Below are 13699 nucleotides of genomic sequence, written 5' to 3'. Positions count from 1 at the left end.
AGAAGATCCGATACGAGCGCCCTTCTACTGTCAAGGGCGCACCCTGCTATCGCGATTAACCCTTTTTGGCTTCAGCGGCGGCGATTTGTTGTTTGACATCGACAAAACTGTCCGGATTAACAGAAATGGAATCAATATTTGCCTCTACTAGAAAACGGGCAAATTCTGGATAGTCGCTTGGGGCCTGACCGCAGAGTCCTACCTTGCGCTGCTTCTCATGGGCATAGCGAATGACGGTGGCAATCATTTCTTTGACGGCTTCATCTTGTTCGTTAAAGAGCGGTGCGAGCCGATTCGAATCCCGATCCACGCCTAAGACTAATTGGGTTAGATCATTGCTGCCAATAGAAAATCCATCAAAACGGTCCGCAAATTGTCGGCCTAGGATCACGTTAGAGGGAATCTCGCACATGACATAAATTTGGAGCCCCTGTTCACCTCGGGTCAACCCGTTTTCAGACAGGACTTCCAAGACCTTGTCTGCTTCTGCCGGAGTACGGCAAAAAGGAATCATCATAATAATGTTATCTAGCCCGATTTCTTCCCGGGCTTTTCGAATGGCCCGGCACTCCAACGCAAACCCTTCCCGGTAGCCCTCGTTATAATAACGACTCGCTCCCCGCCATCCTAGCATGGGGTTGGGTTCTTTGGGCTCAAAGGCACGGCCGCCAATCAATTCCGCGTATTCATTGGTTTTAAAATCGCTCATGCGGACAATGACAGGCTTTGGATATTGAGAAGCGGCAATCTGGGCGATTCCATGGGCCAAAGTATCTACAAAATATTGGGTTTTATCCTCCCAGGTGGCCGTTAGCTCATCAATTTTTTGGCGAACTTCCTGATCTTTCAGTTCATTCCATTTTACCAGGGCCATAGGGTGGATCTTAATGATGTTATTAATAATAAATTCCATCCGGGCTAGTCCTACCCCATCGCTTGGTAGTGGCCACCAGCGAAGCGCCCCCGCCGGGTGAGCTAGGTTAAGCATGACCTGGGTTCGGGTTTTGGGAATCTCTTCTAAGGAAAGATCTTGGGCTTCGTAATCGGCGATGCCTTCGTAGATAAAGCCTTCGTCCCCTTCGGCGCAGGAGACGGTAATTTCTTGTCCATCTTGCAAAATCTCTGTGCCTTTCCCAGTGCCGACAATGGCGGGGAGGCCCAATTCTCGGCTGACGATAGCAGCATGGGAGGTGCGCCCCCCGTGATCGGTTACGATAGCGGCGGCCCGCTTCATAATGGGGACCCAGTCCGGATCAGTCATTTCGGTGACTAGCACCGCATTTTCTTCAAAACGATCGATTTCAGAGGCGCTACGCAATTTGCAAACTTTGCCTGCTGCGATGGCGCTGCCAATACTGAGTCCGCTGAGTAAATGTTTTCCCTTTTGTTTTAAGGTATAGGTCTTGAGCAAAGAGGTTTTTTTACGGGATTGAACGGTTTCTGGGCGGGCTTGAACGATGAAAAGTTCGTTGGTAAGACCGTCTTTGGCCCATTCAATATCCATGGGATGGCCGTAGTGGTCCTCGATAGCGGCTGCCCATCGAGCCAGGGTAAGAATTTCTTCATCCTGTAATACGGGATAAGGGCGCTCTTCCACAGGGGTATCGAGGATTTGCGTGGGTTCCTTGCTCTCGGAAGCATAGACGATCTTTTGGGCTTTTTTGCCTATTTTTTTCTTGATAATAGGGCAATAAGATTGATTTTTTAGTAAAGGTTTAAAAACCATATACTCATCAGGATCCACTATCCCCTGGACCACGCTCTCACCGAGCCCCCAAGCGGCATTAATCAGCACCGCATCGGGAAATCCGGTCTCTGTGTCGATGGAAAACATCACTCCCGCGCCGGCTTGATCGGATCGGACCATTCTCTGGACACCGATTGAAAGCGCCACTTTCAGGTGATCGAAGCCGTGATTCTCACGGTAAATGATAGCCCGGTCAGTAAACAGGGAGGCGAAACAGCGTCGGCAGGCATCAATCAGACTTTCTTCTCCACTGATATTAAGGAAAGTTTCCTGTTGACCGGCGAAACTTGCTTCCGGGAGATCTTCGGCCGTGGCGCTACTACGCACTGCCACATCAGGATTTTGGCGATCAATTTGATCAGCCAATTGACCATAGGCTTGAGTAATGGCTTCAGTGAGGGAAGGAGGAAAATCGGACTCATAGAACCACTCTCGTATGGTTTTCCCGACCTTGGCTAATTTTTGCCGGTCTTTCCTGAGCTCTTCAAGCTGTTGAGAGATTCTTTCCTTAAGATGGTTGGCCTCTAAGAAATCCCAGTAAGCCTGGGCTGTGGTTGCAAAACCCTCAGGTACTCGGATGCCTGTTTCCCGGAGATGTTGGATCATTTCTCCCAAGGAGGCGTTTTTGCCCCCCACCAAGGAGACATCATGGGAGCCCAGGTTTTCCAACCACCTGACATACTGTTCGGCCATTGCTTTCTCCCGATAGATTAATGAGGCTTTTTTTTAAATGGTAATTGGGGCTGCGGCAAGGTTTTTTCGGTTGAGAAAGAGAGTGTAGTCGGTAATACTAGGACCTCGCAAATCCTAGACTATCCTCCTCGGTAGCTCACTCATCCAGGGAAAACACTCCTGTGAGGATATTGAAGCAGTAGTTATGAGACTGATGGAAGTGAATCCTTTCGCCCGTATAGGAGATGGATTGCCTGGGCCACAAATATGTGGCCCAGGCTAGCAGAGAATTTAAAAGTTAAAACCAATTCCTAACGAATAGAAAGTAGAGCCATCATCTACATCTTCATCGACATCAAATAGATAGGAGACCCGTCCAGTAATGAAAGTCTTTTCTTTCACATAATATTTCACCCCAACTTCGGGACCTATAATGAATGCATCGTTAACCCCTGAGCCATACTGTACACCCGCGCTTGCGCCGACGAAGGGTTGCCAAGCGTTATAGTCAAAGTGGTAATCGGAGAATATGCGAGTTGCACCGCTAAGACGTGAAGTCTCTTCCGTGTCTGCGAACCCCACATTTTGCCGAAAGCCGAATTCCAGTGCCTTGCTCCAAAATTGACCAAACTGACCGTCGATTGCCACACTTGTGGTATCAAAACCACTACCACTAATCCCCGAGCCTGATAAGATCACCTCTCGATCCCCGATTTCTTGCTCAGCATAGCTGGCAGCGGGAAAATAAAAGGAAGGGAGGAGTACACTTAACGCTAATGCAGTTTGTTTAATCTTCATAAAGTTGCCTCTCTATTTTGTTGAAGGAACACATATTGTGTAGCATAATTACCACCATAACGCCAGTATTGTTTTAAAAAAGATCACCGTAGTTGCATAATTACAACGATCCTAATTTACCCACCCAATCACCACTGAATCGATTAAAGAAGGGGAGGTTAGGTCAAAGGCGTTTGGCTTGGCCTTTTTTGAAGGCTGCCGCTAAGGTTGAGAAAGGATTTTCTAAGCGTTCTATAGAGATTAAGAGCGGTGAGTGATCTGGAGAAGGAGAGAGGATTGATGTCCCCTATTGGGGAAAAGCCTGCACTCGACCCTATTAGAAAGATACTTCGTGATGGAGGATCTCATGGGGTTTTTCTATTTTTATGAGTTCTCCTGCCATTTGGCCCAGTGCGAAACCCACCTTAAGGCCAATGACAAAGCTTAGGGCGGCATATGGCCATGACCATCCTCCCGTGAACTGGAAGGGGAGAAGAAAAACAATGACTCCCAAAATAGCGCCTGTTACCGCAAACCCATACAAATGGTTGCTGAGGAAATAGCGTATTTCGTCCCAGGAAGAAGGGGATTGGGAGGGGAATTGTAAAGAAAGGACTTCTCCAAGCACCGCGAGCCGGTCTTGTTGTGCTTTTTTGGAAGGGATTAAATTCTCTGGCGCATGCGCTAGCACTGCTTCCATATAGCGGATGCGGTCTTCCACCTTCTCAGGGGCTTTGGAATGAAGCGCCTGGAGTTTTTTCTGAGCTTGTGAGCGGATAGGTCCTTCTTTTGCCCCGAGAAAGGCTTTTAAGTGAGATTCAACTTCATACATGGGCACATCTCCAGAATACTCCCTCACCAGTTCAGTCGGGTGGATGAGGAGCACTTGACGCTGTTCGACTTCTTTTTCAGCCACCAGATTGCCCAAGCTCAGCCCCGCGCCCACGCTAATGGGGGCCCAGATGAGAAAATTAATCCCTATTTCCTGGAACCGAGTTAGATCGAGCCGGTTTTCGTGAGTCGCTCTGGTGACCGCTAGGAGCAGACCCACCAGGGCCCCGATGCCAATGGCGCTCCAGGTGATGGTGCTTCGCTTGTGTTTGACTTCCTCATTCCACGAGGTCACGTGGGTATTGATTTCTTCCTCGAGCAGCAGGGTTCGTTGAAAGGTTTGCTGTTGGGTAAAATCGCAGACGAGCCGCAGATAGGATTTTAGCACCTTGACTTTTTGAATAAAGTCTTCCCTATTTTCGGTAGCCTCCACCAGCCGCTTAACAATGGGGTGAGCCTCTTGAACCAGGGTCTCGCTGGTGCTTTGCGGGCTGACGAGGAAACGGTCGACTTGCTGATAAAAATCCGGGGGAAGGGCTTTCGAGGAGGCCATCAGCAAGGGAGAAAAAAGCACGAATACTACCCACAAAATACTCTCACGGGGCAGATTGCGGAAACTCATCTTATTTTGCCAACCCATTACTCACAATGTCCAATACACCCGATGGTAATCTATTTATACCGCCGAGCAGTGCTCATGTAGTTAGCCACCCAGAACCGTAAGAACGAAGTTGTTTCACGGAAAATTTTTCTCGATACTGAGGGAGAAAAACCAGCCATGAATCCAGCTGCAAAAGCACACGCAATGGTGGATATTCCAACAGTTCTTTTGGAAGGGGGATTCTCACTCCTTATTTTTGCTGCTGATAATAGACGTAAACGTGCCTCCTTTACTCTTTCTTCTGGAGTGATATAAATTTTTTTGCTCTTGATTTCAGGTATTAGTATTCCACTCATTATCTTATCTTTACATTTCCCATAAAGATCAAAATGATGCCGAATAAAATGGCTATAATCCCAGTAATTAATAGGACCACAGGCAATGGAAGTACATTATTTAATGCCAATCCGATGGATATTAAAATTAGAACACATGCTCCCGCAAAGAAGAGTATTCCGAGTAAAAAAAGAATCAAAGCAGCAATAAAATAAAAAAGGCGTACTTTTGATTGCTGTAATTCCGCTTTGATCAATGCGGTCCTAGCGAAGAAAATTTCGATAAGCCCAGTCACGGTTTATTTTTGTGAAAAAAGTTTTCCTGTAGCTATTCCAACCAGAAAAGCAATCCCTAGAAAGGCGATACCTGCACTTGCAACCGGATGCTGTTTAATTTCATGCTGTAATGATGTGGCTGCCTGTTCGCCAGTTTTGCGGGCCGAGAGATAAGCTCGATTTAATTTTTCCAGCGTTTCATCTAACTCTTGCTCGGCCTTTGTTTTGGTGGTGTGGGCTGCACTTTGGCCGCGATTTTTAACCTCAGAAACTAGATTTCCCATTTCTTTACGGAGTTGGCCAAGTTCTTCCTTTAAGTGGTCAACTTCTTTTTGTAACGTGTTATCTGCCATTTACGAATTACCTCATTACTTATTTAAACCAAACATTTAAACCAAACAAGCTTTATCTCACCATTTCGAGAGTATCCCTGCTAGTTAGAATAGCATATAAATTAAATACCGAAATTTTATTTTTTATTTTTGTGCAGTCAAAGGCACCCTAAATAATCTATTCTACTATTTTTTTGATTTTTATAGAGATAGTTCATTGGTATAGAGATTGCATAAATCCTTGCTGCGGCAATTGGGGCTATTTTGATTGCCGGGAAAATGGCGTGTGTCGAATCACCTGAAGGTACCAAGCTATGAAATTCTTGCAAAATGGAGATGTAAATCTTACGACAAAAACGAAGACTTATGCCTTAGACTCAGCCGGTTCACGCCTATTTCTCATTCTTAATCCTGTCGCCGGCAGTTGTAAAGCTGAACAGGTTAGAAATCTCCTGAAGCAATACTGTGAAATGCATGGCATAGGTTATGATATTTATGAGACCACAGGTAAAGAGCACTTACCCAGCATTGTGCGTCAGGCGCAAGAACAGGATTATAGTGTGATTGCTGCTGCAGGCGGCGATGGGACTGTTTCTGCGGTAGCCAGTGGATTGCTTCACAGCCAAATTCCTCTGGCCATTATCCCGGTGGGTACAGCCAATTTACTGGCACGTGAGTTGGCAATTCCCTTAGAAGTAGAAGCAGCCTGCCAATTAGTAGTCAAGGGTGGGAGGATAAGAAAGATTGATGCCATGCAGGTAGGCGATCAGATTTTGATCTCTCATATTAGTATAGGTTCTTATTCGCGCATTGCGGAGAGAACCACTGTGGCTGCTAAACGGTATTTTCGGCAACTGGCCTATGTTTGGAGTGCTTTAGCTGAATTGATTGGAACCCGGGTCTGGCGCTTTAACCTCCGCATAGATGATCGCGAGCAACGTATTAGAGCAGCTTTTATTATGATCGCTAATGTGGGAGAGATGGGGGCTGCCTCATTACGGTGGGGCGCAGAGGTCGAACCTGATGATGGTCAGATTGATGTGTGTATCGTCCGGGCCCGGACATTACTCCATTACCTGTCATTTATGTGGCATATATTGTGGAGACAACATAAGCAGTCTCCCCATACCATCTATTTGCGCGCCGAAAAAAACATAAAAGTAAGCACAAAATGGAATCTGCCTGTGCGAGGCGATGGGGAAATTATTGGCCGAGCCAATGTTGATATACAGATTATACCCAAGGCCATTCCAATTATTGCGCCTGTTGTTGTGCCTGATAAAATGGCTTCCTGAAACCGAAATAGTTAGTATAGGGAAATACCAATGAGTAATTTGCTAGAAAAGATTACTACTACAAACCAAAACAAACCTCTAATCAAGGTTTCCCTTGGCCTTCTATTAGTCATTCTAGGCTTATATTTTTTTTGGCCTTCCTTTCATGATTCCATAAACCGGCTTTTTTCCCTTTTGGCCAGTGGCGATCGTGAAAAACTGCATCAATTTGTCAGGCAATTTGGAATCTGGGGACCCATCATTATTATTTTATCTATGGTGGGTCAGATGTTTTTGATTGTTATTCCTTCGGTAGCTCTTTTTGTCGTTTCGGTACTGGCTTATGGTCCTTTTTGGGGTGGAGGTGTTTCTTTATTAGCTGTCTTGGTGGCTTCCACCGTGGGCTACATGGTTGGCCGAGGGCTTTGTCCAATTACTGTCGATAAATTAATCGGTACAGAGACTCGAGAGAATATAGAAGGATATGTGGAAAGATACGGCTTCTGGACTGTTATTGTCATTAGACTTTCCCCTTTTCTTTCCAATGATGCCATCAGTTTCGTCGGCGGATTGCTGCGGATGAATTATTGGCAATTTATAGCGGCTACTTCCATTGGCATCTTGCCATTAATTGTTCTCATTGCCTATCTAGGGGAAACGAATGAACGATTACGCACAGGAATGTTTTGGATATCAGTAATCAGCTTAGCCGCCTTTATCGTCTATATTATATATGACCAGCGTAAACGAAAATAAAATGAGTGGCCTACTCTATTAAATAATGGCTTTAGTGCCAATGCCTTGTGGTAATTCCCGGCTGGGGGGTAGGTTCTCTCTGGCGTTCAGCCGTAGTCAGCCAGGCCGCCATTAAAATAAGTCCCGTAAACAGATAAGTGAATCCACAGGGTAACAGCATGATCAAACCAGCCCACTGTTGATCTTCCAAAGCACTCAGACCCCAGGGTGAAACACTGGTCGCGTAGGTAATATAAAGGGGATCTGGAGCAAGTGCGATAAGGACACCCAGCAGTTTGGTATGTAAGGCCATCAAGAACAGGGCCACCACTCCGCTGCCATAGCGGAAATAACCCTGACGGCCAGAATTAATGATACTCCACCAAAAAAGTAGGGCACTGCCAAACAGGCTAAGATGCTCTAGGTAGTGGATAAACTCATTTGTTAACGCTGCCTGGTAAGTCAGCGGCGCATGCCAGAGCCAGATTGCAATACTGTGTACAGTGATTGCAATAGGCATCCGGGTTAGTAGGTGTAAAGGACTGCGTAATAATGGGGAAAAAAACCAGTAGCCCAACGGGCGCCGCCAGGGAGAAGGAAGTGCATTCATAAGGGGGGCAAGCGGCTTGCCCAAAATCAGAAGTGGAGGCGCGATCATAAGCAAAAGAACATGCTGTGCCATGTGGGCCGCAAAGGAGATCTCAGTGAGGGGGGCGAGAGGTGAAAGCAAAGCTGCCGCCAAGGCAAGCCAACCGAGCGCGAAGGCCAGCGCTTGCCATATCCACCTGCTGGGCCTATCTCTAGCCTTGGTCTTTCTCCGCAGCAGACCTAGTCCATAAGCAATTCCTAGAGCAATGACGGCACCATCTAAGAGTAAGCCGCTGGCTATCCACATGATAGTTATCCTGATCCAGGAGACGGTTTAAAACCCCATAATGGGCCCTATGTAAAAATTATAGATTCCCAGGCGGTATGAAAGAGGTTAGGGGTGAATGAGTCTTATGCGAACACGGGTCCCTATCCACTGCTATAGTTATTTTCAATGCGCTTACCCCATATTTCCTATGTTGCCACTAGGATACTGCTATTTACAGATAGGATAGCTCGCTAGAGGTTACTCAAAAACCTGAAGAGGAGATTTTATTATGTTTTTCGATAACTGGGCAGGAATAGGGCGTGTTTTAATAGTCACTTTAGTTGCCTACCTGGCTTTAATTCTCTTGCTTAAATTCTTTGGGAAACGAACACTTGCTAAAATGACAGCATTTGATTTCGTTGTCACTGTTGCCCTTGGCTCCATTCTTGCCAATATTGCTTTATCCAAAAATACGGTTTTCTTAGAAGGGATAACTGCCCTCGTGGTGCTGATTGGCGCCCAATATCTCATTTCATCTTTTTGTGTGCGATCAAAAAAATTTGAAGGTTGGATTAAGCCGGAACCTACTTTATTGCTGTATCGAGGTCAGTTTTTACAGGAAGCCATGCGCAGCGAACGGATAACGGAAGCGGATATTCTTTTGGGTATTCGCCAGCGGGGCCATTCATCAATTGAAAATGTAGAAGCAGTAGTTCTGGAGTCTGATGGGAGTTTCAATACCATTCTTAATGGAGCAGCTTCAGCTTCTGACGCTACACTCAAGAATGTACGAAATTATGTTTTGGAAAATCAAAAAGCTGCACCTGAATCTTCCTCGCAATCTTAGTCACCCACAGGAGACAAGGGAAATTTGACTGCCCACGGAAGGCTCTTTCCTATAGAGCGCACTACCCTCAGAAATCTCTTTCGGGGGACGGTGATGGATGGTTCAATCCTCGCCAACGGGTTTTGACCCCTTATAAGCGGCAACTTTGAATAACCCATGTAAAAATTACATATTCCCCCTTGTCCCTTTAATTCCTATATAAGTCGTACATTCTGTAGCCCTCTCAATTAAAAATAGTTTTTACAGAAAGAGGATTTAGGCACGACATTTGCATAATCTGCTTGCACAATCTGATTTTCGAGAACTAATGTTTCGAGAACTAATGTAATGAGTAATCTAAACTAATGTAGAGAATAACCTATCTTAGCTACGGAGAGATGAAGGAGGTTTTTAAAGATGAATAATTCTTACTCGAGCACAGGCCGCTATCCACCTGAATCGGGAGCGACTCAAGCAGGGACTAAGGAACAGGCGCAGCACGAAGCGCAGCGTCTTGCAGAAAAGGCTAAGGCGCAGGGGCAATCGCTGCTCGCGGAGCGGAAAAGTGCTACCGCCGATGAAATTGGGGGAGTAGCGGAAGCCTTGCGCAAGGCTTCCCATGAGATGGACCAACAAGAGCACCCTCCCCTAATCACACCCTACGCGGAGCGGGCTGCCCATAGCCTTGAGCAATTTTCCCACACCTTGCGCGAGCGCGATGTAGGTACGTTGATGCGGCAGGCGGAAGATTTTGCTCGCCGTCAACCAGGCGTTTTCATTGGTGGCGCTGTGGCTGCTGGTTTTTTACTGGCCCGTTTTTTTAGAAGTTCAGCGCTCCATAGTGAATATGACTACGTGCACCCCTCTCAGGCAAGTGAGGTAGGAGGTGCTCGCCCGGCGGCGGGGTATGGGGCTGCCACTCCAGGTCAAGGTGCCCCATCAGCCTATACGCCCCCTGCCAGTGGAGTAGGGGCAGGAGCAACCACGCCGCCTACCGGAACAGAGTCTAGGACCACCACCGCAGGGACCACCACTAGCACTCAACGTAAAGGAGAGCCGTAATGTCAACACATGAAACGCATACCCCTCCGGAAAACCGTTCGGTCACCTCACTTCTCTCCGACCTGGCGCGGGAAGTGACTACTTTAATGCGGCAAGAGTTGCAACTGGCCAAGGCCGAGGCATCTGAAAAGGTGTCCCAGGTGGAAGCCGGGATAGGCTCCCTTATTGCAGGTGGCGCGGTTGCCTTTGGTGGTTTTCTAATCCTCTTGCAATTTATGGTGTACGGACTGGCCGATCTTTTAGATGAAGGATACGACATACCGCAGCTTTGGGTTTCATCGTTGATCGTGGGTTTGGTGGTGCTTCTTATCGGCTATTTCCTATTAAGAAAAGGTCAACGGGATCTTAAAGCGAAGCGCTTAGTACCCCGTAGGACCGCCGGATCCCTACGCCGGGACGCGGAGTTGGCCAAGAAAGAGGTACACGAGAGCAGGAGCAGATATCATGAAACATACTGAATACCCCTACCAGAGCACAACTTACGAGGATAAGTCACCGGAGGAAATTGAGAGGGAAATTAACGAGACCCGGGCGGAGTTGACTCATACTTTGCATGCCCTGGAGCGTAAGTTCTCGCCTGGGCAATGGGTGGACCAGACCCTGGGTTATTTCCGCGGAGCCGGCGAGGAGTCCGGTGAGTTTGCTACCAACCTGGGCCGGAGTATCAAGCATAATCCCCTGCCGGTTACCTTATTGGGTGTTGGGCTGGGTTGGCTGATGTTAGCGGGTTCGGAAAGACCTGAGCGCCGCTATAGCCGAACTTATGGGGAATCGGGGGTCATTCCCTCGACGAGTGGTGGCACTACCGCGAGGACTCACGGGGAGGCGATTGTGACCCCGTCGGGTGCTCCAGCCACTTCCACGACAGAGTCGGGAGGTGGGCGTAAGGAACAGGTGCGACAAACGGCTCATGAGGCCCGGGAGCGGGCAGAGCATCTCGTTCATGAAGCGCGGGAGAGAATGGGAGAGACCGCTCATAGGGCCCGGGAACGGGCAGGGCACATGGCCCATGGCGCGCGGGAGCAAATGGGAGAAGTCACTGAAGCAGCCCACTACCAAGCCGAGCGCGCAAGACAGGGTTTTAACCATATGCTTTACGAGCAGCCCCTAGTCCTCGGCGCCGTTGGGATTATCTTAGGCGCGGCGTTAGGTGCCGCTTTGCCGCCCACACGCAAGGAAGACGCGTGGATGGGTAGAAAGCGGGATGAAGCTTTAGAACGCGCTGAGGCAATGGGTAAGGAGGGACTTCATAAGGCCGAGCAGGTGGCTGAGGCCGCTCAAAAAGCAGCCAGGGAAGAAGCCGAACGGCAAAATCTGACGCCTAGCCAAGTTAAACAGAAATCCGGGCAAGTGGCTGAGGCGGCCCGGGAAGCCGCTAAAGAGGAGGCCAAGCATCAGGATCTTGGTGGCGCCTCATCCTCACCCAGCGGCAGGCCATAACCGTTTTCTGTCAGCCTGTAAGCCCCGCCGCTCGTGATTAAAGATTAAAGACGAGCGGCGGGCCCCGTTCTTATCCAGTCCAGCAATTTTCTGCGAAAACCTATTATCTCAATTTATTAGGGGGAAGATTCAGTGGCGGAAGCAACTACCGAAGACACCATGTCCTATGCCCGGCGGGGCCGGTCGGCCACTCGCCCCCGGGAAATCCCTGGGAAGGGATGGCGCGATGTCCTGGTGCGCGTTAAAAATGAGTTGAGCGAGGATAAACTCACGATGGTGGCGGCAGGAGTGGCATTTTACGCCTTACTGGCCTTGTTCCCGGCCTTAACGGCCCTGGTCTTCATTTATGGCTTGGTAGCGAATCCTGCTGATGTTCAGCAGCAACTTAATACCCTGTCGGGAATCATTCCCCAAGAAGCCCAGTCTTTACTGAATGCTCAGCTAAGCAGTATCACCGCCCAGTCTCCGTCAGCCCTGGGGTTCGGCGTCCTGGGAAGTATATTATTTGCGCTTTGGGGTGCCACTAAGGGAATGAAAACGCTCATGGAAGCTCTGAATGTGGTCTATAATGAGGAAGAAGAGCGGGGTTTTCTGAGGCTGAATGGTACCGCCTTGGTGCTGACCTTGGGCGCCGTGCTGCTAGGGGTGCTGGCTATCGGTCTGGTGGTGGTCCTGCCTGCTTTATTGGGTAACTTAGGCTTAGGAGAAAGCGTCAGGAGTTGGATTTCCTTGCTTCGCTGGCCTTTACTCGCCCTCTTTGCCATGGCAGGTCTGGCTGGAGTCTATCGCTATGGACCGAGCCGCAGTCAACCCCAATGGCATTGGGTGAATTGGGGTGCGGTTTTGGCGACTGTGCTGTGGGTTATCGCCTCCTTTGGCTTTTCTTTCTATGTGTCTCATTTCGGCAGCTATAATGAAACCTATGGCTCTCTAGGCGCTGTTGTGATCTTTTTGATGTGGTTATTTATTACTGCCTTTATCGTGTTATTGGGTGCTGAGCTGAACGCTGAAATGGAGCACCAAACGCAGGTGGATACCACGGAGGGGGAACCCCAACCCATGGGGCAGCGCAGGGCGTATGTCGCCGATACCGTAGGCGGTTCACCGGGCCATGAGGCTTCCGAGCGCTCCGCCACTCGTGCTCAATATGACCGCGCTGAGCAGCGAGCGGAAGCAAAATCATCTAGGCAGTCTCAGCCGACGAGACGCGAAACACCGCAGAAACCGTCTGCCGAAGCTTATTTTTCTACCCATACGTCCCGTCAGCCTTCTGCTTCTGCACAATTTAATCTGGAGCAGGAGAGGGCGGATGAGTATTTGTCACGGTTGGGTAGTGTCGCCAAACGTCACCCGGTGCCAACTGTCCTCATCGGTATCGGCCTTACCTGGTTTTGGTTGTCTCATCATCGCCCTACCGACATGAAGTCATAAAGAGGACCGGAAGGGCTTCCCAAAGGGTGGCGATCAGGGCTAGACCCGACAACAGCAGTCCCGCATAGGTCAAAAACCGGCGACGGCTCTGAGGGTTGGCTTGATCATAGGGGGGCATGGGTATTGCCGCTGTTTCCACCTGAGGGAGAGGCTGGCTGCGGTGAAATCGTTGCCTCACAAATGCCAAAGCCCGCTGGCGTCCTCGGGCAATTATCTGCTCCTGGGCCGGCGGAGGCGGTTTCTCTCCGGGTTCCTGGGGGGGGTTGCGCCAGCGACGAAAGGCCACTATGGCGCTATCCAAGATCAGGCCACTGGCCACCCCTGTGGCGACTATAGCGACCCAGGGCACGATCCCTAGGCCAAGTACCTGGAGGTGGAAAAACCCTTTGGCGCAGGCAAGGGCCGTGGTGAGATAAAGGGTAAGAAAGTGTACCATCCATATCAGGGGTCCGATAATAAGGCTAAATAAACTATCGCCCTTGATTTTCTCGGTGACCATCTATG

At 49.0% G+C, this 13699-nt stretch carries 15 protein-coding genes; 8 read left to right on the top strand and 7 right to left on the bottom strand.

Features of this window, described 5'->3' with window-relative positions; all coding sequences use genetic code 11:
• Positions 1-55 precede the first annotated feature (55 nt).
• From ppsA to E3U44_RS15520, 3 genes are all read right to left on the bottom strand, one after another.
• A complete protein-coding gene (gene ppsA / locus E3U44_RS15530; RefSeq protein WP_134359023.1) occupies positions 56-2440 on the bottom strand; it encodes a phosphoenolpyruvate synthase in 2385 nt (794 codons plus the stop codon).
• A gap of 270 nt (positions 2441-2710) precedes the next feature.
• Positions 2711-3217: a hypothetical protein gene (locus tag E3U44_RS15525; protein ID WP_134359022.1), complete on the bottom strand. Its 507-nt coding sequence runs from the start codon at positions 3215-3217 to the stop codon at positions 2711-2713.
• A gap of 316 nt (positions 3218-3533) precedes the next feature.
• Positions 3534-4667 carry a hypothetical protein gene (locus E3U44_RS15520; protein WP_134359021.1) on the bottom strand — a complete coding sequence of 378 codons (1134 nt, stop codon included), beginning with the start codon at positions 4665-4667 and terminating at the stop codon, positions 3534-3536.
• Positions 4668-4805: 138 nt separating this feature from the next.
• On the opposite strand from E3U44_RS15520, the gene E3U44_RS19395 reads away from it, so the two are divergent.
• Positions 4806-4943 (top strand): hypothetical protein, encoded by a 138-nt coding sequence (locus tag E3U44_RS19395; RefSeq protein WP_166805098.1) that lies wholly within the window; start codon positions 4806-4808, stop codon positions 4941-4943.
• A 40-nt stretch (positions 4944-4983) separates the two neighbouring features.
• On the opposite strand, the gene E3U44_RS20795 is transcribed toward E3U44_RS19395, so the two are convergent.
• Both E3U44_RS20795 and E3U44_RS15505 read right to left on the bottom strand, forming a co-directional pair.
• Entirely contained in the window at positions 4984-5259 is a 276-nt protein-coding gene (locus E3U44_RS20795; protein WP_134359019.1) for a phage holin family protein, read from the bottom strand.
• A gap of 3 nt (positions 5260-5262) precedes the next feature.
• A complete protein-coding gene (locus E3U44_RS15505) occupies positions 5263-5592 on the bottom strand; it encodes an ElaB/YgaM/YqjD family protein (protein ID WP_134359018.1) in 330 nt (109 codons plus the stop codon).
• Positions 5593-5885: 293 nt separating this feature from the next.
• Between E3U44_RS15505 and E3U44_RS15500 the strand changes: the two genes are divergently transcribed.
• Entirely contained in the window at positions 5886-6866 is a 981-nt protein-coding gene (locus E3U44_RS15500; RefSeq protein ID WP_134359017.1) for a diacylglycerol/lipid kinase family protein, read from the top strand.
• Positions 6867-6896: 30 nt separating this feature from the next.
• Positions 6897-7601: a TVP38/TMEM64 family protein gene (locus tag E3U44_RS15495; RefSeq protein WP_134359016.1), complete on the top strand. Its 705-nt coding sequence runs from the start codon at positions 6897-6899 to the stop codon at positions 7599-7601.
• Positions 7602-7632: 31 nt separating this feature from the next.
• Here the strand turns inward: E3U44_RS15495 and E3U44_RS15490 are convergent, their stop codons facing one another.
• The gene (locus tag E3U44_RS15490) at positions 7633-8475 is read right to left on the bottom strand and encodes a cytochrome c oxidase assembly protein (RefSeq protein ID WP_134359015.1); all 843 of its coding nucleotides are present in this window, start codon (positions 8473-8475) and stop codon (positions 7633-7635) included.
• A gap of 250 nt (positions 8476-8725) precedes the next feature.
• On the opposite strand from E3U44_RS15490, the gene E3U44_RS15485 reads away from it, so the two are divergent.
• The 5 genes from E3U44_RS15485 (at position 8726) to E3U44_RS15465 (ending at position 13195) form a co-directional block, all read left to right on the top strand.
• Positions 8726-9283, top strand: a complete 558-nt coding sequence (locus tag E3U44_RS15485) for a DUF421 domain-containing protein (RefSeq protein WP_134359014.1) — start codon at positions 8726-8728, stop codon at positions 9281-9283.
• Between the two features lie 396 nt (positions 9284-9679).
• Complete coding sequence (locus tag E3U44_RS15480) at positions 9680-10324, top strand: hypothetical protein (protein WP_134359013.1); 645 nt, start codon at positions 9680-9682, stop codon at positions 10322-10324.
• The gene (locus tag E3U44_RS15475) at positions 10324-10782 is read left to right on the top strand and encodes a phage holin family protein (RefSeq protein ID WP_134359012.1); all 459 of its coding nucleotides are present in this window, start codon (positions 10324-10326) and stop codon (positions 10780-10782) included. The genes E3U44_RS15480 and E3U44_RS15475 overlap by 1 nt, the downstream gene beginning before the upstream one ends.
• Positions 10769-11764, top strand: a complete 996-nt coding sequence (locus E3U44_RS15470; RefSeq protein ID WP_134359011.1) for a DUF3618 domain-containing protein — start codon at positions 10769-10771, stop codon at positions 11762-11764. Before E3U44_RS15475 ends, E3U44_RS15470 begins: the two co-directional genes overlap by 14 nt.
• Before the next feature lie 132 nt (positions 11765-11896).
• Positions 11897-13195: a YihY/virulence factor BrkB family protein gene (locus E3U44_RS15465; protein WP_240761569.1), complete on the top strand. Its 1299-nt coding sequence runs from the start codon at positions 11897-11899 to the stop codon at positions 13193-13195.
• Here E3U44_RS15465 and E3U44_RS15460 read toward each other — a convergent pair.
• Positions 13176-13694, bottom strand: a complete 519-nt coding sequence (locus tag E3U44_RS15460; RefSeq protein ID WP_134359010.1) for a hypothetical protein — start codon at positions 13692-13694, stop codon at positions 13176-13178. The genes E3U44_RS15465 and E3U44_RS15460 overlap by 20 nt on opposite strands.
• Between the last annotated feature and the right edge of the window lie 5 nt (positions 13695-13699).

This window comes from Nitrosococcus wardiae (assembly GCF_004421105.1).
GTDB lineage: Bacteria > Pseudomonadota > Gammaproteobacteria > Nitrosococcales > Nitrosococcaceae > Nitrosococcus > Nitrosococcus wardiae.
This window is presented reverse-complemented; position numbering and strand designations above follow the sequence as displayed.

What these genes read in the sequence shown, in the direction of transcription:
- ppsA (WP_134359023.1), bottom strand. Translation starts at nt 2,440, where the DNA reads ATGGCCGAACAGTATGTCAGGTGGTTGGAAAACCTGGGCTCCCATGAT.
- E3U44_RS15525 (WP_134359022.1), bottom strand. Translation starts at nt 3,217, where the DNA reads ATGAAGATTAAACAAACTGCATTAGCGTTAAGTGTACTCCTCCCTTCC.
- E3U44_RS15520 (WP_134359021.1), bottom strand. Translation starts at nt 4,667, where the DNA reads ATGGGTTGGCAAAATAAGATGAGTTTCCGCAATCTGCCCCGTGAGAGT.
- E3U44_RS19395 (WP_166805098.1), top strand. Translation starts at nt 4,806, where the DNA reads ATGAATCCAGCTGCAAAAGCACACGCAATGGTGGATATTCCAACAGTT.
- E3U44_RS15505 (WP_134359018.1), bottom strand. Translation starts at nt 5,592, where the DNA reads ATGGCAGATAACACGTTACAAAAAGAAGTTGACCACTTAAAGGAAGAA.
- E3U44_RS15500 (WP_134359017.1), top strand. Translation starts at nt 5,886, where the DNA reads ATGAAATTCTTGCAAAATGGAGATGTAAATCTTACGACAAAAACGAAG.
- E3U44_RS15495 (WP_134359016.1), top strand. Translation starts at nt 6,897, where the DNA reads ATGAGTAATTTGCTAGAAAAGATTACTACTACAAACCAAAACAAACCT.
- E3U44_RS15490 (WP_134359015.1), bottom strand. Translation starts at nt 8,475, where the DNA reads ATGTGGATAGCCAGCGGCTTACTCTTAGATGGTGCCGTCATTGCTCTA.
- E3U44_RS15485 (WP_134359014.1), top strand. Translation starts at nt 8,726, where the DNA reads ATGTTTTTCGATAACTGGGCAGGAATAGGGCGTGTTTTAATAGTCACT.
- E3U44_RS15480 (WP_134359013.1), top strand. Translation starts at nt 9,680, where the DNA reads ATGAATAATTCTTACTCGAGCACAGGCCGCTATCCACCTGAATCGGGA.
- E3U44_RS15475 (WP_134359012.1), top strand. Translation starts at nt 10,324, where the DNA reads ATGTCAACACATGAAACGCATACCCCTCCGGAAAACCGTTCGGTCACC.
- E3U44_RS15470 (WP_134359011.1), top strand. Translation starts at nt 10,769, where the DNA reads ATGAAACATACTGAATACCCCTACCAGAGCACAACTTACGAGGATAAG.
- E3U44_RS15460 (WP_134359010.1), bottom strand. Translation starts at nt 13,694, where the DNA reads ATGGTCACCGAGAAAATCAAGGGCGATAGTTTATTTAGCCTTATTATC.